This window comes from Corynebacterium sp. ES2730-CONJ (assembly GCF_024834055.1).
In the GTDB taxonomy this organism is placed as follows: Bacteria; Actinomycetota; Actinomycetes; order Mycobacteriales; family Mycobacteriaceae; genus Corynebacterium.
In genome coordinates this window covers 1-18,255 of the sequence record NZ_JANUXZ010000009.1, presented here as the reverse complement: position 1 = coordinate 18,255, position 18,255 = coordinate 1, and the positions used below count along the sequence as shown (strand labels likewise).

The window sequence follows — 18,255 nt, the reverse complement described above, 5'->3', positions numbered from 1 at the left end:
CGTTTGTGGGCTAGCGAGAAAAATAAATACCGTGGGATACCAACTTTGGCTAGTTTGACGCTACGCTAAAAGTCATGCACTATATCTCGACCCGCGACCCTCAGCGCGAGCCCAAGAAGTTCTGCGATATCCTCCTCGGTGGCCTTGCCCCTGATGGTGGCCTCTACCTGCCAGACAAATACCCTCAGATCACCGATGAGACACTCACCACGTGGCGGAGCATTCTCAGCGATGAGGGCTACGCAGCTCTCGCGGCTGAGATTCTTCCCATCTTTATTGATGATATTCCCGAAGCGGATCTACGACAGATCGCTGCCAGGGCTTATACACACCCGAAGTTCTCCTCACCCGAGATTGTTCCGGTGACCACATTAGATGAGGGCCTTTATATTGGGCACTTATCTGAAGGACCCACGGCGGCCTTTAAAGATATGGCAATGCAATTGCTCGGTGAGCTTTTTGAGTACGAGCTTGCCCGTCGCGGAGATCATCTCAATATTCTTGGAGCGACCTCAGGTGATACCGGGTCCGCGGCCGAATACGCCATGCGCGGGCGCAAGGGAATCAAGGTCTTCATGCTAACCCCGAAGGGGCGCATGACTCCCTTCCAGCAAGCTCAAATGTTTGGACTCGATGACCCAAATATTTTCAATATCGCCCTCGATGGTGTTTTCGATGATTGCCAAGATGTGGTCAAAGCTGTCTCGCGTGATGCTGAATTTAAGGCAAGATACCGCATCGGAGCGGTGAACTCGATTAACTGGGCGCGGTTAATGGCCCAAATTGTTTATTATATTTCGTGCTATCTCACGGTGACATCGTCGAATTCCGAAAAGGTATCGTTTAGCGTGCCAACCGGTAATTTCGGAGATATCTGTGCCGGCCACGTGGCGCGTCAAATGGGGCTTCCCATCGATTCACTCATCGTGGCCACCAATGAAAACGATGTCCTTGATGAATTCTTCCGTACCGGAAACTATCGGGTGCGCTCCGCAGCCGACACTCTAGAGACCTCCTCGCCGTCCATGGATATTTCGAGGGCGAGCAATTTTGAGCGTTTTATCTTCGATCTCTTAGGCAGAGATGCCGAGCGCATCGCTGAGCTCTTTGGAACCCAGGTTCAAAAAGGTGGCTTCTCGCTGATCGATGATGCGGCGCTGAAATCTGTTACCGGACACTATGGTTTCCGTTCCGGACGCTCCACCCACAGCGATCGTGTAGAAACCATTCGCCTATGCCATGAGCGTTATGGCGTGCTGATCGATCCACATACCGCGGATGGTCTCAAAGTGGCTCTCGATTGGGCCGATCAAATCACCACACCGATTATTTGTTTAGAGACGGCTTTGCCTGTGAAATTTGCCAGTACCATCAACGAGGCCATCGGGAAAGATCCAGAAATGCCGGAGCGTTTCCGCCAAATTATGCAAGCCGAGCGCCGCGTTGTCGATCTTCCCAATGATGCTGAGCGCGTCAAGCAATTCATCGCGCAGCACGCCTAAACCGACCACCTCCATCACTTTCAAGCAGAGTGGAAAGGGTTTGATATGTCACTCGAACGCACCGCCCCAGACGAGTATTTTACTGATTTCGATCCCGAGGCATTTGCGAAGAAATTCCTCGCCGATGCCCGTAAGCAGCAAGAGGAGGGGGAAGAATCACCCGATGGCGACGCCTGATTTTATCCACCACTTAAGACAATCGGTTGGCCATGAGATGTTGTGGCTTCCTGGGGTCACCGCTGTGGTGATCAAGGATGTACCTCCTGGGGCGCCTATCCACGCGGTGCCGGAAGTTTTACTGATCAAGCGAGCCGATGATGGCCAGTGGACTCCGGTTACAGGGATCTGTGAGCCGGGGGAGCAACCTCATCACGCCGCTATTCGTGAGGTGAAGGAAGAAACTGGGATAGATGTGCGCGTCGAAGCTCTTTTGGGGGTGGGCGCTACCCAGCCTATTGAATACCCCAATGGTGATAAGTGCACCTTTATGGATACAGCCATGCGCCTGTCTGTTATCGGCGATGAGGTCCCTGTGGTCAATGATGATGAAACCACCGAGGTTGGGTGGTTCTCAGTGATGCAGATGCCGAGGATGCAGCCGCGTTTTCGTCTCGTAATTGGTGATGCGGTGGCGCAATTGCGCAGGCCAGAGGGGTTCAAACCGCGAATGGGCTATGTCAAGCGCGACCGGGCACGCTAGTTGAAGAATCTTCCTAATGATCAAGACTATAAGGGCGGGGCACTAAGAAGATTTTCTTAGAGCCCCGCCCTTAATAACTGTCTGTGCTATCGCCTGTTCTCCTAGAAGAGGTTTGCGGCGAATGCGGCGAAGACAGCGCTGATCAGAGCGATCACTGTAGCAATGCCACCTAGGATCGCGCCCCAATCAACGGAAGCGGGTTCTTCTTGAACATCCTTCGGGGTGACCAAGAAGCTGCCAGTGGTTTCGGCTGCCTCGTAGTTCGCCGAAGCAGTATCGCGAGCAGCGACTGCAGCGGTAACCTCGACACGGGTATTTTCAGTGATTAACTGGCCGAGCTCTGCAATGGTGAGGTAGGTCAGTGCGACACCTTCGGAGTTGGTGCGAACAGATACCGTTGATCCTGACGAGGAGAAGGTGACTTCTTCATCGGCAGCATCTTCACCGTTGTGCTGGACCTTGGCGCTGACGAGAATACGGTTATCCTTTACTGAACCCACCGGAAGATCTGCGAGTTCTCCGAGTGTAATGGAGGTATTCTTCATCTCTCGATCGCGAGGTAGAACGCTGAAGCTACCAGTTCCATCAACACCGCGCATATCATCTGCAGTTACCTTGGGGCGAGCCCGCAGAGAATAGGTTACAGCTTCTTCGGACGGCTCAACGGATGCAACGGTAACGGAGAAGGTGGCGTGGCCGTCTGCAAGTGGGCTTTCGCTGACCAATTCATCATTGAGGTAGAGCTCGATAGCGGTGCCATCAGGGATCGTGCCAGTGCTTGAGGTTGCGTGGACCGTAACCGGCACTGTGATATCGCCTGTGGTAGAGGCGAGTTCGCCCACTGGAAGGATGGTGGCGCGCACCGTCTCCAGTCGTGGATTCGGTTCAATGATCGAACCTGGCACCACGGTAATCCGAGGAGTAGTGAGGGTCTGAGTGGTGACCTCGTTGGTCTCCAAATTGGTGTATTCGAAGGTGACTTCGGTCTCGAAGTAGCCTCGCTCAAGATCCTCTGCCGTCACGGTGTGCGTGGGAAGTGGGCACTTCGTACCAATGATATTGAGTGACGAGTACCGGCACGTTCTAGCGCTGGGACGAGCGAAGTTGTTGAGCCCTTCTCCGCCCGAAGGCTCGACCTTAATAGCTGCGGTCTCATAATAAGGATTGACAATCGCGAACTCGTAGTTCACCAATTCGCCTACTTTCCACTCATTATTCTCGCGTGGATAGGTAAGAGCAGCCCAAGCTGTTGGCTCGGTGACGTTGAAATCCCAATATTCACCTGGACCAGGAACTTCAACTTCGGTTGCATCACGCAGGAGCAACTCAAAGGTACCAATGGAGTTGATAGGACCGTTTGCTACCGTGATCTTCACCTCATTGAGGCCGTTGTTGCCCTCGAGTGGAGCGACAGCCTTGACCTCCACGGTGGTGGACTCACCGGGCTGGAGGGAAACCCTAGATGGGGTGCTAGTAAACGTCCAGCCCGCAGGGCCTTCGAAATTAACAGCTTGGTTGAAGATTTCCACACCAGTGGTATTAGTGAGGGTCACAGGAACAGTGATATTGTCGCCAGCGCCAACGCTCTTGGTGGGGCTATCGACATTGAGGCAGCTCGCTCCGAGCCAGGGGAGGTTAAAGCGCCCGTAGTAGATATTGTTTCCGCCGGGGGCGTTATCTTCCCAGAGTATGCCGATATCACCGTTGGCGAGAGTGGTCAGGTTGGTATACATGATATTCTCGCGCTTGAATTCCCTGGAAACAGGCCACGTTTGACCATCGTCGCAGGACATGCGGATCGTGCCGTTGGCACGAGCTCTCGTCGAGGCGGTATTGGAGAAGAGGAGAACCTTGGCGAGTGCCGAGTCCTTAGGGGCATTCGGGAAGGCCCGAATGATAGAGGCGTTATTGCGAGGATCGGGCAGATTATTGTCGAGCTCTGGCTCCGTCCAGGTATAGCCACCATCGTAGGAGTAGGAGATCTTGCGAGCGCGCTCGGACCCGTAGGAGGAGCGAGAGTTATTCATCAAAACGCCGTTGGAGAGCTCAACGATTTTGTTCTCGTCCATGCCGTTGCCCCAGGGGCGTGAGGCGTACCAGGTCTCACCGTGGTCGTCGGAAAGCCAGGCGACTGCTTTCCAGTAGTTACCGTTGGTGATAACCATGGCGGGCTGGATCAAGCGGCCCTTGTGGCGTCCGTATTGTAATTGGATGCCATTGCCAGAAGTAGCAAAGCGAGCTTTCCAGGAAGGATCTGGGGTGATATCGCGGGTAATAACACGATCGTAAATCCACGTCCGGCCACCATCGGTTGATTTAGCGTAGGCGGCATGGATGATATTTCGGTCAGAGGGATCCGTGCCGGGCTTCGATGCGATGATGCCAGCGTCGAAGGACTTGACGTGGAAGTTAAAAATGGTTCCAGTCTCGCGGTCGACAATATATGACGGGTCGGAATACCCGACGGGCTTATCGCCTAGGGTTGCCGGGGCGATATCGATCTGCGCGCTCCAGGTCTTACCGTTATCGGTCGAGCGATTTTGCACGATTGCATTTGGGTAAGGAGCGTCACCGCAGTTGGCTGGACGACCATCATAAGAAGCGAGGACGTCGCCGTCCTTGGTGGTATTGAGAGCAGGAATACGATAGCAATCGTACTTATCGCCAGCGGTGGCAATCTGTTGCTCTTCGAAGAAGGGGTCCGCAGTGGGATCGGGATTGGCATCGAAGCCATAGGTCCCGTTGGCGGCGTGCCCTGGGATGCCGGTAAAGGTATCGGCGAGGGCACTCGGGGCGGCTTGAACCAAGCCGAAGCCGAGGGCGAGCGCGGATAGCGATGCTATCAACGCGTGGCGCCGTGTTTGGTTTTTCATAAAGGCACCTTTCACTGGAGAGAAGGAAGGCATAGTGCTCACTAGTCAATGGCACTGTGGATGTCTGTTAGTCCTCTGACGTCTTATGTTTTAACTAACAAGTCGAATCTTATTATAACCTTCAACACAATTGAAGAACTCCAATGAAAGATGTCACAGGTCATAATTTTTATTAACTTATAGGTTTTATAGCATTTCACTCAAAAAGTCTTATATATGTCCCATTGGTACAGGTATGAGAGGTGAACGCGGGGGAGTATTGACTATCGGGATGTGCCGTGTACCAGTTTTAAGCTGAGAATCTTGGGGGTGTTAAGTGGGGGTGGGGGTAGGTGAAAACTCCATAGATCGACGGTGGGGACTGGTTTTCTGGGGTAACTACGTGGTTACGGGGGTAGAAAAGGGGTTGGGGCACTGAGCGTAATGGGTCAAAAGCTGCATATTATGCAAATAAAATTATGAGGGGTCAGGGCTGAACTAGCTCGCTAAACAGCGTTTGACATGTTAAAAAGACCCCTAATTCTCTGGATGCCCCTCGAATAGTTTGCTGTATAAATATATTAAATATGCAGTGCTGCGTGTATATTGATCTAAATGAACGCCGTATTAATTGCTGTTGCCGTCATGTTGCTGCTCGCACTGGCTAGAGTGCACGTTGTTCTCGCGCTCTTTATAGGCGCACTCGTCGGAGGACTCCTGTCGGGCATTGGCCTCGATGCCACCATGGTGGCCTTCCAGGACGGGTTATCCGGAGGCGCCAAAATTGCTTTAAGCTACGCACTTTTAGGAGCCTTCGCGATGGCCGTCGCGAGCTCGGGATTGCCGGAAGCTTTAGCTCGCTGGATTATGGGCAAAATCGGAAGTGAATCACACAGTGCCAACACCCGTGCCGTTGCCATAACCAAGTGGTTAATGATCGCCGGAATTCTTGCCATGTCCGTGATGAGTCAGAATCTCATCCCCGTCCACATCGCTTTTATCCCTCTCATCATCCCACCGTTGTTGGCGGTGATGAATAAGTTGAACCTCGATCGCCGCTTGGTCGCGTGTGTCCTCACCTTCGGGTTGGTGACCACCTATATGTGGATCCCTGTGGGTTTCGGATCGATCTTCCTGAAGAGCATTTTGCTCGGAAATATCGAAGAAGCTGGTCTTGATACCAGCGGATTAAACGTGATGACGGTGATGACCATTCCCGCCATCGGTATGTTGATGGGTCTGCTCGTTGCGATCTTTATCAGCTACCGCGCGCCGCGATACTATAGCGATCAGCCGGTTGCGGAGACCACAGCGGCCACCGCGAACACGGCGAACACGGTGAACACGGCGGAAACTCCGGCCTCGCCGAGCACGCCAAATATACAGACCGCACCACCTTCACGCTATAAAATCGTGGTCGCCCTCGGGGCTATCCTGGCAACCTTCCTCGTTCAGGTGGCCATGCAAATTTTAGGAACCGAAGCCGATTCGCTACTGATCGGTGCGCTCATTGGTTTATCTATCTTCTTACTGACAGGTGCAGTGAACTGGAAGGAAGCCGATGATGTTTTCACAGCTGGCATGAAGATGATGGCACTGATCGGCTTTATTATGATCACCGCTCAGGGCTTTGCCTCGGTAATGAAAGCAACCGGGGAAGTGGAATCCCTAGTCAATTCCTCAGCAGCACTGATTGGGGATAATCGGGCACTCGCTGCACTTGTGATGCTGCTGGTTGGACTAGTGGTCACCATGGGTATCGGCTCGAGCTTCTCCACCTTGCCGATTCTGGCCACGATTTATGTCCCTTTATGTATGACGCTCGGCTTTAGCCCTGCGGCCACTGTCGCTATTATCGGCGCCTCGGGTGCGCTCGGGGACGCAGGTTCCCCTGCCTCCGATTCGACCTTAGGTCCCACTATGGGCCTCAACACTGATGGGCAGCATGATCACATCCGAGATTCGGTGATACCCACCTTCCTCCACTTCAATATCCCACTCATCGCAGCGGGGTGGATTGCGGCTATGGTTCTCTAGCCCAATAACGACCAAAAGAAGAGAGGTATAACTCCAGGAGTGGAGTTATACCTCTCTTCTTATATCCTCAACCCCCCATTACAGGACGAGTAAAAAACCATTTTCCCCAGAAATCGAAGAAATAGGGAGCCTATAACGGGAAGTTGAAAAGAGAAATGCGTCTAGCAGTCGAAATACATCTCAAACTCCTGCGGAGTCGGACGCAAGCGCACAGGGGTGATCTCGTTGTCATATTTGAGCTTGATATAAGTTTCAATAAGATCTTCCGTGAATACCCCAGTATCTGTAAGGAATTCATGCCCCTGCTCGAGAGCGCCCAAAGCTGCCTCCAGTGAGGTAGGCGCCTGCGGAATGGAAGCAGCCTCCTCAGGTGGGAGCTCATAGAGATCCTTATCCACTGGAGCATGGGGTTCAATGCGGTTTTTAATGCCATCCAGACCGGCGAGCATCATCGCTGCAAAGCCAAAATAGGGGTTACCGGAAGGATCTGGTGCGCGGAATTCTACCCGCTTAGCCTTCGGGTTCGAGCCCGTGATAGGAATACGAATAGCAGCCGAACGGTTTCGCTGGGAATACACCAGATTAATTGGTGCTTCGAAGCCAGGAACGAGCCGGTGATAGGAATTGAGCGTGGGATTAGTAAACGCCAAAACCGCACCAGCGTGGTGCAAAATACCGCCAATATAATAGCGCGCGATATCAGAGAGCCCAGCATAACCGGATTCATCGTGGAATAGTGGCATGCCGTCTTTCCACAGGGACTGATGCGCATGCATTCCGGAGCCATTATCGCCAGCTAGTGGCTTGGGCATAAAGGTAGCAGTCTTACCGCGACGGAAGGCGACATTTTTAATGATGTATTTGAAAGTCTGTAGATCATCGGCGGCATGGAGCAAAGTATTGAATCGATAATTAATCTCCTGCTGACCACCTGTACCTACCTCGTGGTGGAAGCGTTCGATGGCGAAGCCAGATTGAGCCAGCGTCCGCGTCATTTCATCGCGAATATCCTGACTTTGGTCATAGGGAGGAACGGGGAAGTAGCCGCCCTTGAGTCTGGTTTTGTACCCGCGGTTTGAGGAGCCATCTAGGTTAGTGTCCGCGCCGCGATTCCACCAGCCTTCATCCGAATCTACCTCGTAGAAACCACTATTGATATCGGTGGAATAACGGACCGAATCGAAGAGATAAAATTCCGCCTCCGCACCAAAATAGCAGGTATCAGCGATACCGGTAGAGGCTAGATATTCCTCCGCCTTCAAGGCCACCGTTCGTGGATCGCGAGAAAAAGGTTCCTGCGTAAACGGATCAACCACAAAGAATTTGATATTAAGCGTTTTCGCGGCACGGAATGGGTCAAGCGCAGCGGTCGCGATATCGGGTATCAAACTCATATCCGACTCGTCAATGCTGGTGAAGCCACGGATTGAAGATCCATCGAATGCGAGGCCCTCCGCCATGGCATCTTCGTCCAGGATATGGGCTGGGATGGTGAAGTGTTGCTCGATACCGGGGACGTCGGTGAAGCGAATATCAATGAATTCGACGTTCTCGTCCTGAATAAAGCGCAAAACATCTTCCGCTGATGTGAAAGCCACGCGTTTCTCCTTAAATGGGTGATGCTGATATACGAGGGACGCTCCCGCCACATGGTGAGAATAGTCAATCCTTCATATCTTATAGTACGTACGTTTCTGTCGAGTGACCAAAAAGCTTCATTTTTTTGGGTGGACCTACCCAAAGCAATGATAAATTAAAGATATGTCTAAATCGCAGCGCAGGTCCTGGTTAGACGGGCCCGAAATCCCCGCGGAATTCTCCGAGCACGGCCCCGCACGCTGGCCAGGAGAACACTTAGGCCTACCAGCACATGGCCCAAACTCTCTAGCATCGGTCATAAGGCGCGCCGGGGGAGTGACCATTGATTGGATCGGCTGCTGGATAGTTGCTGCCTTTATCAATATATTCACCAGCGTGTTGGGCGGCACCGCAACGTTGACGTATCTTCTCTTCATTGTGCTCGGTGTTACCACCGTTACCCTATTTGCCCGCACCCCTGGGCAAGCGGTACTCGGCATGGGAGTCGCACGTATCGATTCAGCCAATGAGCGCGTTGGCTTTGTGCGGGCTCTTGCCCGTACTGTTTTTACCGCTCTTGTCCTGCCTGCCGCCATGGTTGATACTGATGGGCGCGGCATGCACGATAGAGCCACGGGAACCGCCGTCATTATGGCTTAAAAAATCCCCGACCGTGGTCAGGGATTGCTCTTTATGGTTTCTCTTGCCGAGATGCGTGCCGGCGAGCGCGCCTATTCATTCCAGATACCCGCCCGCCCTTGGGCAGCGGACCTTTGGGAATCCCCGCGAGTCCTTGAGATTGAACCTTATCCATGGCATCGACGCGCGCGGCAATTTCGTAGACATCATCTTTTTTGTAGATCCGCTTGAGCCGTACCAAACGACTTTGAAGTTTGCGCAGCGGCACCTCATCCTCGCCGTCGCCGACGATCATACGGGTGACAGGAACACCTGGAACCAACCTATTCAGGCGTTTTTCCTGCTGCTTAAAAAGGGGCTCGAGGCGGTGCTTTTCGCCCTCACCGACCAGGACGATACCGCAGACACCGATGGTGCGATGAACGAAATCCATATGGGTGTTTGAAGCAACAGCAGGTTTGGTTTTCCACACCACACCCAATCCGCTGCGCAGATTCTCTAAGGCCCACCCCGCGGCACCGGGCTGATCAGAGGCTTGGTTATAGACACTATTTTGCAGGCGCCTGGAAAAAACCCACATTGCTAGCGCCAGACCGGCACTTAGTCCAAGCGCGAGCATAAACCACTGGCCACCGACGAAGACGCCGATCAGGAAGAAGACGAGACCCATACCTAAGATACTGAGCAGCATCAAAGGCACTAAGGCCTTATCCTGCTTGCGCTGCATATTAAAGGCTTGTCTTAATTGCGACCATGTCTGTCGACGTTGGGCACGTTTAGCCGCGCGCTGTTCTTTTTTCGATACCTTCGGATCTGCCATGTCCTCTAGATTACCGATCAAAAGTCAAATAGGGGAATTTTAGCGGAAAGATCCTACGGGAGTGTCCTGGCTTTCGCCATATTTTTCCAAGAGCGTTGAAGCTTCCTGCGCTGTGCTCCCAGTAGCGGTATCCGCTAGGTGGCTGAGATTATCGGGCAGAGTCTCCCCGCGCGCCGCCAGGGCCTCCGCGTACAGCTTGCCAGCCCGGTAAGAAGACCGAACCAGTGGCCCCGACATCACAGCTCCGAAACCGATCTCATAAGCGAAATCGCGATGCTCGATGAATTCCTCAGGCTTCACCCACCGGTCGATGGGGTGATACAGAGGTCCAGGGCGCAAATACTGCGTGATGGTGATAATATCGCAGCCCGCCTCATGAAGATCCACTAATGCCTCCCGGATTTCCTCAGGGCTCTCACCCATGCCCAAGATGAGGTTCGATTTAGTAATCAACCCATAATCGCGGGCTTGCCGGATCACATCCAAGGAGCGCTCGTAGCGGAAGGCAGGGCGAATGCGCTTAAAAATCCGCGGTACGGTTTCGAGGTTGTGAGCAAATACCTCCGGGCGTGAGTCAAAGACCTCTGCGAGAAGATCTGGTTTGCCGGAGAAGTCCGGAACGAGATTTTCCACCCCGGTGTGCGGGTTGAGCTCATGGATCTGCCGTACAACTTCGGCGTAGAGCCACGCGCCTTCATCGTCCAGATCATCACGGGTCACTCCGGTGATGGTGGAATAGTTAAGTTGCATCTCTTTCACGGATTCCGCAACCCGGCGCGGCTCGTCACGATCGAGAGGTTCCGGCTTGGCGGAATTGATCTGGCAGAAGTCACAGCGGCGCGAGCAATTAGAACCACCAATGAGGAATGTCGCCTCTCTAGATTCCCAGCACTCGTGGATATTTGGGCATCCGGCCTCTTGGCATACGGTATGCAGGCTGGCACCAGAGACTTTCTTCTTCATGTCTTGGTACTCAGGGCCTGTTTTTACCGCGGTGCGAATCCAGCGCGGCTTGGACTCAATAGGGGTCTGGGAATTACGCGCTTCAACTCGTAGTAATCTGCGTCCGTTCGGTGCTGTACTCACACCTTGGAATGTACTAGCTAAACCGCTATGTGTCGAAACCTTAACCTTGAGCCCGTGGAGTCTTCGTGGGGTCACTGGCTACGTCGAAGCTATGGTCACTGACGGCCAAACTGCCAGCAAAGGCGTGCTCCAGAGCGGTGAGAGTGGGCTCAATCATCTCCTCCACAGTGATCTCTCGGCCTAATTCAACGCTGAGAGTGGTTACCCCCGCATCTGCAATACCGCAGGGAATAATGTGGTCATAGTACTCCAGAGTATTACAGCAATTCAGGGCTAGTCCGTGCATAGTGACCCCCCGCGTGATCCTAATACCCAATGCAGCAATTTTGCGGTGGAAGTGATGATCACCAGGAATCCACACACCCGAGCGCCCGTCTACCCGGCCAGCGCCTTCTAAGCCCTTATTGCGCACCACTTTTATGAGGGCCTCTTCTACACGACGCACATAATCCACCACATCAATGGGATCGGCAAGTTTGATAATAGGGTAGGCCACCAGCTGTCCTGGCCCATGCCAGGTAATCCGCCCTCCGCGATCCACGTCGATAACAGGAAGTCCGTTGTGGGGGCGGTCTTCTGGTTGGGTCCGCTTGCCCGCGGTATAGATCGAGGGATGCTCGAGAACCAGAATGGTATCGGGGATCTCCTCAGCTGCGCGTTGCTGTGCGAGCTCCGCTTGCATCTCCCACGCAGTGAGATAGTCCACGACCCCGAGGCGCTGAATGGCGATGGGCGCATCGGAGTGGCGGATCGAGAGATGTGGGGGGAAGAAGGGCTTGCGCGGAGCTGTCATAATTCTTCAATCTAGTTCTGGACCCCACAAATTCCCAATTACCACCGCGTATCACCGAGTGCATAACTCGCGGTGATCACGGATGTTACCTGCTCCTAGGCGTCCACTCCATTTTCTTTGGCGTAGTCTGCGGCAGTCATGAGGTCTCCTACTGCGGAAACCTCTACGCTAAAGAGCCACCCCTGGGAGTAGGGATCATCATTGATGAGGGAATAATCATCGTGGACATCGTTATTGACTGCGACTACGGTGCCAGAGACAGGAGAATAGAGATCGGATACTGACTTTGTGGATTCTACTTCTCCGCATATATCGCCAGCGATCACCTCCTCACCCACACCTGGTAGTTCGGCGAAGACAACCTCGCCAAGGCGATCTGCTGCGATATGTGTGATTCCAACCTTAACGGTGGTACCTATGGCCTGATCTTTCAGGCGATCGATCCATTCGTGTTCGATTGAATAGGAAAAATCTTGAGGTAGAGACACGGTGTACTCCTTAGTGCTTGTGTTGTCGGTGATAAAAGGGCAAGGGCGTGGTGGTGAAGGGATATCGTCTGCCCCGAATCTCGGCCTCTATAGGGGTTTTATTGTGGTGATACCCATGCTCAATATAGGCTAGGGCAATCGGATATCCGAGGGTGGGCGAAGGCTGGCCCGAGGTGACAACTCCAATGTCTGTGTTGCCGACAAAAAGACGATCGCCCGCCCGCGCCGCCCGCTTGCCCGTCGAACTGATACCCACAAGAATTTTTGTGGGGTGTTGTGCTGCTAGGAGAGCATCACGACCGATGAAGTCGCCCTCGGAGCTTATGACAAAACCGAGCCCGGCATCATAGGGATTTTTCTCTCGGGTTAATTCGTGGCCGTACAGTGGCATGCCCGCCTCCAAGCGGAGTGAGTCGCGGGCTGCTAGGCCACAGGGTAATAACCCCAGTTGCGCGCCTTTATCAATAAGGAGGGGCCACAGCAGATGGGCCTTGTCGGGGGTGAGAAAGATTTCGAAACCATCCTCACCGGTATAGCCGGTGCGTGCAATGAGGATATCCATGCGGGCGATCGTCGTCTCGGTGGCGCTGTAATAACTAAGCGTACTGATCTCGCTGGGGTCTGCGGCGAGCTGCTTGAGCAGATTTTCGGAGTTCGGTCCCTGAACCGCGATAAGAGCGACCTCGAGGGTGGCGTCATGCAGGACTATAGTAAAGCCCTCAGCGCGTCGGGTGAGCTCTTCGACCACTACAGCGGTATTACCGGCATTGGGTACGACCAGAAAGCGCTGCTCTCCCAGGCGATAAACGATGAGATCATCGATAATTCCGCCGCGTTCGTCGACGATCATGGTGTATTTGGCCTTGCCGATTTTTATCTCCGAGAGCGTAGATACCAGGGCATAATCTAAGAAACGGGCGGCATCTTCGCCGGTGATGAATACTTCACCCATATGGGATAGATCAAAAAGCCCCACCCGCTCCCGTACCGCGCGGTGTTCTTCTAGCTCTTTGCCGTATTTCAGCGGCATGAGCCACGGGCCGAACGCTGTAAAAGTGGCAGATAACTCCTCGTGTTCATGGTGGAGAGGGGAATGTATCAACGTGGTCATAGGGATCCTTACTGTTGGGGTTCTGCAAAAGCTGCTGGCGGCGGGCAGGCGCAGGAGAAATTGCGATCTCCCCACGCCTCATCAAGGCGGGCTGATGCGGGGAAGTACTTCGTTGTGCTCGGTCCGGCGGGGAATCCAGCCTGTTGACGGCTAAAGCTATGCTCCCATCCATCGGCCATTAGTGCGCGAGCCGTGAACGGGGCATGGCGGAGGAGGGAATCCTCATAAGCTACCGCGCCAGACTCGATCTCTGAGATCTCTTCAGCAATGGTGCGAAGAGCTGCGATAAAACGATCCAACTCGGATTTATCTTCGGATTCCGTGGGCTCGATCATTAATGTGCCAGGCACGGGGAAGGACAGGGTTGGGGCGTGGAAGCCGAAATCGATCAGCCGCTTCGCCACGTCGGTGGCGGTGACGTGGGTGCGTTCGGTGATATCTCGCAGATCGATAATGCACTCGTGGGCTATGAGACCGCCCTCTCCGGAGTAGAGGATGGGGAAGAAATCGCGCACGTGATGGGCAATATAATTAGCCCCAAGAATAGCCATTCCGGTCGCCTCCTTTAATCCTTCAGCTCCCATTAATGCGATGTAGGTCCATGAAATGGGCAACACGCCAGCTGAACCATAAGGGGTGCCAGAAATCGGGATGCCCGCGAGCTCCGCGGCGGGGACTGCGGGATCGACACGATGGGCAGCTGTAGGTAAGAAGGGCACAAGGTGCTCGGCAACGGCCACGGGACCTACTCCAGGCCCCCCGCCACCATGGGGAATGGTGAAGGTTTTGTGGAGATTCAAGTGGGATACATCGCCGCCGAAATGCCCAGGACGGGCGATCCCGGCGAGCGCATTGAGATTAGCGCCATCGATATATACTTGTCCTCCCGCGCCATGAACCTTTTCGCACACTGTGCGAACCGTATCCTCAAAGACGCCATGGGTTGAGGGGTACGTGATCATAATGCCTGCGATTGCGCCGGCGTGGGCTTCTAGTTTGGCTTCGAGATCTTTTAAATCGATAGAACCATCGGGGGCAGTTTCTACCACGACAACACGCATATGGGCCAAGGTGGCCGAAGCCGCGTTGGTTCCGTGCGCAGACTGCGGGATGAGCATGATATCGCGGGCATCATCACCTCGGCTGAGATGGTAGCGCCTAATGGCGATCAGACCCGCAAGCTCCCCTTGAGAACCCGCATTCGGTTGGATGGATACGCGAGCATAGCCAGTAATAGTGGCCAGCCACTCTTCGATTTCTGCGATGAGATCCAACCATCCCTGAGTAAAGCGGACTGGCGCAAAGGGGTGGATATGGGCAAATTGAGGCCATGAAATCGGTTCCATGGCGGTGGTGGGATTCAGTTTCATCGTGCACGAACCCAAGGGGATCATGGTGCGATCGAGAGCTAAATCTTTATCCTGCAACCGGCGCATATAGCGCAGTAATTGAGTTTCAGAGTGCGCTGAGGAAAAAATTGGGTGCCTTAACGCTGGTTCCTCGCGGCATAGCGATGGTGGATAGGGGCGCGCAGGAGCTGGCTGGTATGGGGCGTTGAAGGCAGTAAGTAACTGCACGACATCACGCTTGGTGGCGGTTTCGCCGAAAGCGACTGAGACTTTATTCTCACCAATGACTCGCACGAGATAGCCTTGATCGGCGAGTGCGGTGGCGATGCTCTCGGCTCGGTTCGGGCAGATGACGGTTACGGTGTCAAAGAAATCAACACTGGATAGCTGCCCGCCTGCTACGTCGATTGAATGGGCAAAGTCAGAGGCTAGGGCGTGAACGCGGTGACTAATGGCGCGTAAACCTTTAGGGCCGTGCCACACGGCGTACATCGACGCCGCCACTGCTAATAGGGCCTGCGCCGTGCAAATATTACTGGTGGCCTTCTCACGGCGAATATGCTGCTCGCGGGTTTGCAGAGCGAGGCGATAAGCGCTAAGGCCCGCGGCATCCTTGGATACACCAACGATGCGCCCCGGCATCAAGCGCTTCAAGGAATCCGTACACGACATAAAGGCAGCGTGAGGCCCACCGAAATAAAGCGGTACCCCAAATCGCTGCGACGAGCCTACCGCAATATCGGCGCCCAATGTACCGGGAGAACGTAAAACCTGGAGGGCAAGCAGGTCAGTGACTACAACGGTGAGCCCACCACGAGCGTGAATATCGGAAATAATGGGAGCGGGATCGATAAGATCGCCCTCGGTCCCGGGATAAGCGATCACCGCGCCGATGAGATCGTCGCCCTTGGTGCCGGCAATATCATCACTAATGACTACCTCGAGTCCTAAGGTGCGTGAACGCTCCGCCGTTACCGCGAGCACCTGAGGGTGAAGGCGAGAATCGATTATAACGCGCCGCCCTTTTCGTTTCGCTCGAGCCATCAGTCCCACGGCCTCGGCGGTGGCGGAGGCTTCATCTAGCAGGGAAGCATTGGCAACGGGTAGGCCAGTAATCTCGATGATCATCGTTTGGAAGTTCAGCAGCGCTTCGAGTCTCCCCTGGGAAATCTCCGGCTGGTAGGGCGTATAGGCGGTATACCAACCAGGATTTTCTAAAATATTGCGCCTAATAACGCTGGGCGTGATAGTGGAGTAAAAGCCTTGGCCATAAAAGGAATGCAATTCCACATTGCGGTTGGCATATTCGCGCAGCTTGGCGGTGGCCTCGTATTCGCTGGCTGCTGGCGGAAGATCAATGGTCTGTGTATCGATAATAGACTGCGGCATCGCTGCAGTAATGAGCTCATCTAATGAGCTAAAGCCCAGACTGTTGAGCATATCGGCTTTGTCCTGCGAGTCGGGGCCGATATGGCGATCCATGAACTGTGCGGATAGGTAAGTATCTGACATACGGTCTCCTAAGACCTAGGTTACATTTATGCAAATGTGTGATGTAAACCATTGTATGCTGCTTGCGAGGTTTTGGCCGGGCTTCTACGGTAGCCATGCCGTGGACACAAGCTGAGGCACTGCTTATGCAGACCGACGCGCTGACCAATATGGTTGAAATAGTTGGTTATGTGGAGACAGAACTTAAATGCTGTGGAGAATAGCGCTACGTTTTCTCTACCTGCAAGGACGAAAATGCCTGGAGCTAGCAGCGCGCTGCCTAAGCGCCGTCAGGTTGCCATCTGGCTGCTGAAAATAGCCAAGGTTGATTCAAATGGGCAGCCCGCAAGGACTCAGTTCGCACTTGGTGATCGGAAGAAAGAGAGGAGACCAAATTTTCCTCACCTCTGCCCCCGGACAGCAATAATCGAAGCGCAGAAGATTTTACAATCTAAAGTTCGAGACCTTCGGTGCACCAACAACAAGGAGCGGCTTCCACGTGGTGTGGAAGCCGCTCCTTAAACAATTCTCAGATCTTCATGCTCTGAGATATCAGGTAGGCAATCTCTTAGAGTTCGAGATCCGCTTCGAAATTGCCAGTCTCCAAACGATCCTTGATCGTCTGAGTAAAGCGGCCAGCGTCCGCTCCATCGACAACTTGGTGATCGTAGGTGAATGGGATATAGCACATCTGGCGGATCGCAATCGCATCACTACCGTTAGCGCTGATCACCACTGGCCGCTTCTGGATAGCTGCGGTGCCCAGAATACCTGCCTGTGGTGGTACCAGGATTGGCGTATCCGACAAGGCTCCAGCCGAACCGATATTTGTGATGGTGAAGGTAGCTCCGGTGAGATCTTGTGGCTTGAGCTTATTATTGCGAGCTCGGTCAGCCAAGTCAGCAATCTGTTGGGCAATCTCAGGGAGGGAAAGATCTTGAGCCTTGTGGATCACAGGGGTGAGCAAGCCACGGGGGGTATCAACCGCGATGGCGATATTGACATCCTCGTGATAGGTCATTTCCTTTGTCTCAGGATTATAGGAAGCATTGACATTCGGGTGGGAAACCAAAGCTTCAACGGTCGCCTTGACGAAGAACGGCAGGTAGGTGAGGTTGACACCGTGCTTGTCTTGGAACTGCGGCTTCTTTGCCTTACGCAGTTGAGCAATAGCGGTGACATCGACTTCTTGCAAGTGAGTCAGTTGAGCTGCCGTCTGTAGGGCTTCGACCATCTTCTTGGCGGTGATCTCGCGGATACGGTTGACCTTCTTGGTGGTACCGATGAGGTCTTGCTTCTCCGGATCAACAGCTACCGTCGACCAGCGAGCCCGAGGTCCGGTAGCTTCTGGTGCTGCTGGGGCTTTGCTGGTGTCAGCAGCGGGCGCGGCCTTTTGCGGTGCATTCTTCTCTTCAGCAGCCTTGATAACGTCCTGCTTGCGGATGCGTCCGCCCACGCCGGTGCCGGTGAGAGTTGAGAGCTCGATGCCGTGTTTATCGGCCAGCTTCCGAACCAATGGGGTGACGTACGGAACTCCATCAGTATTGACCTTGGTTGAGCCTGTCGCTTCTTTCGGTTGCGACTTCGACTCGGACTGAGCTGCTGGTTGTGCTTGTGGCTTGGCTTCAGCTTTGGGCTCTGGCTTAGCCTCAGGCTCTGGCTCAGGCTCGGACTTGGCCTCTGGCTCTGGCTCAGGCTTGGTCTCTTCCTGAACGGCATCGGGGTCGCCGATGCGCACAATGACGTCACCGACGTCAACGGTATCGTCTTCCTCGAACAGGATCTCCACGATCGTGCCGGCCACGGGGG

The 18,255-nt window shown here is 54.0% G+C and carries 13 protein-coding genes and 2 pseudogenes; 6 read left to right on the top strand and 9 right to left on the bottom strand.

The genetic code is table 11. The annotated features are described in order from the left end of the window. Positions 1-74: 74 nt before the first annotated feature. The 3 genes from thrC to NXS13_RS09255 are packed head-to-tail and all read left to right on the top strand — an operon-like array spanning position 75 to position 2,202. On the top strand, positions 75-1,502 hold the full coding sequence (gene thrC / locus NXS13_RS09265) for a threonine synthase (RefSeq protein WP_259158711.1): 1,428 nt from the start codon (positions 75-77) through the stop codon (positions 1,500-1,502). Between the two features lie 45 nt (positions 1,503-1,547). Beyond that, positions 1,548-1,679 (top strand): hypothetical protein, encoded by a 132-nt coding sequence (locus NXS13_RS09260; protein ID WP_259080351.1) that lies wholly within the window; start codon positions 1,548-1,550, stop codon positions 1,677-1,679. Beyond that, positions 1,666-2,202 (top strand): NUDIX domain-containing protein, encoded by a 537-nt coding sequence (locus tag NXS13_RS09255; RefSeq protein ID WP_259080353.1) that lies wholly within the window; start codon positions 1,666-1,668, stop codon positions 2,200-2,202. Before NXS13_RS09260 ends, NXS13_RS09255 begins: the two co-directional genes overlap by 14 nt. A gap of 101 nt (positions 2,203-2,303) precedes the next feature. Here the strand turns inward: NXS13_RS09255 and NXS13_RS09250 are convergent, their stop codons facing one another. Beyond that, on the bottom strand, positions 2,304-5,075 hold the full coding sequence (locus NXS13_RS09250; protein WP_259289661.1) for an exo-alpha-sialidase: 2,772 nt from the start codon (positions 5,073-5,075) through the stop codon (positions 2,304-2,306). Between the two features lie 594 nt (positions 5,076-5,669). On the opposite strand from NXS13_RS09250, the pseudogene NXS13_RS09380 reads away from it, so the two are divergent. Next, positions 5,670-5,870 (top strand): annotated as a pseudogene (locus NXS13_RS09380) (sodium:proton antiporter); the annotation flags it as partial. Positions 5,871-5,960: 90 nt separating this feature from the next. Further along, positions 5,961-7,091: pseudogene (locus NXS13_RS09245) on the top strand (Na+/H+ antiporter NhaC family protein); the annotation flags it as partial. A 161-nt stretch (positions 7,092-7,252) separates the two neighbouring features. Here the strand turns inward: NXS13_RS09245 and glnA are convergent. Next, the gene (gene glnA / locus NXS13_RS09240) at positions 7,253-8,689 is read right to left on the bottom strand and encodes a type I glutamate--ammonia ligase (protein ID WP_259080358.1); all 1,437 of its coding nucleotides are present in this window, start codon (positions 8,687-8,689) and stop codon (positions 7,253-7,255) included. A 163-nt stretch (positions 8,690-8,852) separates the two neighbouring features. On the opposite strand from glnA, the gene NXS13_RS09235 reads away from it, so the two are divergent. Continuing rightward, complete coding sequence (locus NXS13_RS09235) at positions 8,853-9,329, top strand: RDD family protein (RefSeq protein WP_259158714.1); 477 nt, start codon at positions 8,853-8,855, stop codon at positions 9,327-9,329. Between the two features lie 31 nt (positions 9,330-9,360). Here NXS13_RS09235 and NXS13_RS09230 read toward each other — a convergent pair whose 3' ends face one another. From NXS13_RS09230 to sucB, 7 genes are all read right to left on the bottom strand, one after another. After that, a complete protein-coding gene (locus NXS13_RS09230; RefSeq protein WP_259080362.1) occupies positions 9,361-10,128 on the bottom strand; it encodes a DUF4191 domain-containing protein in 768 nt (255 codons plus the stop codon). Between the two features lie 39 nt (positions 10,129-10,167). After that, complete coding sequence (gene lipA / locus NXS13_RS09225; RefSeq protein WP_259080366.1) at positions 10,168-11,214, bottom strand: lipoyl synthase; 1,047 nt, start codon at positions 11,212-11,214, stop codon at positions 10,168-10,170. 40 nt (positions 11,215-11,254) lie between these two features. After that, positions 11,255-12,007 (bottom strand): lipoyl(octanoyl) transferase LipB, encoded by a 753-nt coding sequence (lipB, locus tag NXS13_RS09220; RefSeq protein WP_259080368.1) that lies wholly within the window; start codon positions 12,005-12,007, stop codon positions 11,255-11,257. A 95-nt stretch (positions 12,008-12,102) separates the two neighbouring features. Continuing rightward, positions 12,103-12,495, bottom strand: a complete 393-nt coding sequence (gene gcvH, locus NXS13_RS09215) for a glycine cleavage system protein GcvH (protein WP_259080370.1) — start codon at positions 12,493-12,495, stop codon at positions 12,103-12,105. Between the two features lie 10 nt (positions 12,496-12,505). Further along, entirely contained in the window at positions 12,506-13,606 is a 1,101-nt protein-coding gene (gene gcvT / locus NXS13_RS09210) for a glycine cleavage system aminomethyltransferase GcvT (protein WP_259080372.1), read from the bottom strand. An 8-nt stretch (positions 13,607-13,614) separates the two neighbouring features. Then, the gene (gcvP, locus tag NXS13_RS09205; protein ID WP_396124966.1) at positions 13,615-16,437 is read right to left on the bottom strand and encodes an aminomethyl-transferring glycine dehydrogenase; all 2,823 of its coding nucleotides are present in this window, start codon (positions 16,435-16,437) and stop codon (positions 13,615-13,617) included. A 577-nt stretch (positions 16,438-17,014) separates the two neighbouring features. Then, positions 17,015-18,255, bottom strand: a 1,241-nt coding sequence (gene sucB, locus NXS13_RS09200; RefSeq protein ID WP_259080376.1) for a 2-oxoglutarate dehydrogenase, E2 component, dihydrolipoamide succinyltransferase, incomplete at its 5' end; no start/stop codon positions are given.

Bases quoted from the DNA above. Each gene is read 5' to 3' on its own strand.
- thrC (WP_259158711.1), top strand. From the start codon at position 75: ATGCACTATATCTCGACCCGCGACCCTCAGCGCGAGCCCAAGAAGTTC.
- NXS13_RS09260 (WP_259080351.1), top strand. From the start codon at position 1,548: ATGTCACTCGAACGCACCGCCCCAGACGAGTATTTTACTGATTTCGAT.
- NXS13_RS09255 (WP_259080353.1), top strand. From the start codon at position 1,666: ATGGCGACGCCTGATTTTATCCACCACTTAAGACAATCGGTTGGCCAT.
- NXS13_RS09250 (WP_259289661.1), bottom strand. From the start codon at position 5,075: ATGAAAAACCAAACACGGCGCCACGCGTTGATAGCATCGCTATCCGCG.
- NXS13_RS09235 (WP_259158714.1), top strand. From the start codon at position 8,853: ATGTCTAAATCGCAGCGCAGGTCCTGGTTAGACGGGCCCGAAATCCCC.
- NXS13_RS09230 (WP_259080362.1), bottom strand. From the start codon at position 10,128: ATGGCAGATCCGAAGGTATCGAAAAAAGAACAGCGCGCGGCTAAACGT.
- lipB (WP_259080368.1), bottom strand. From the start codon at position 12,007: ATGACAGCTCCGCGCAAGCCCTTCTTCCCCCCACATCTCTCGATCCGC.
- gcvT (WP_259080372.1), bottom strand. From the start codon at position 13,606: ATGACCACGTTGATACATTCCCCTCTCCACCATGAACACGAGGAGTTA.
- gcvP (WP_396124966.1), bottom strand. From the start codon at position 16,437: ATGGATCGCCATATCGGCCCCGACTCGCAGGACAAAGCCGATATGCTC.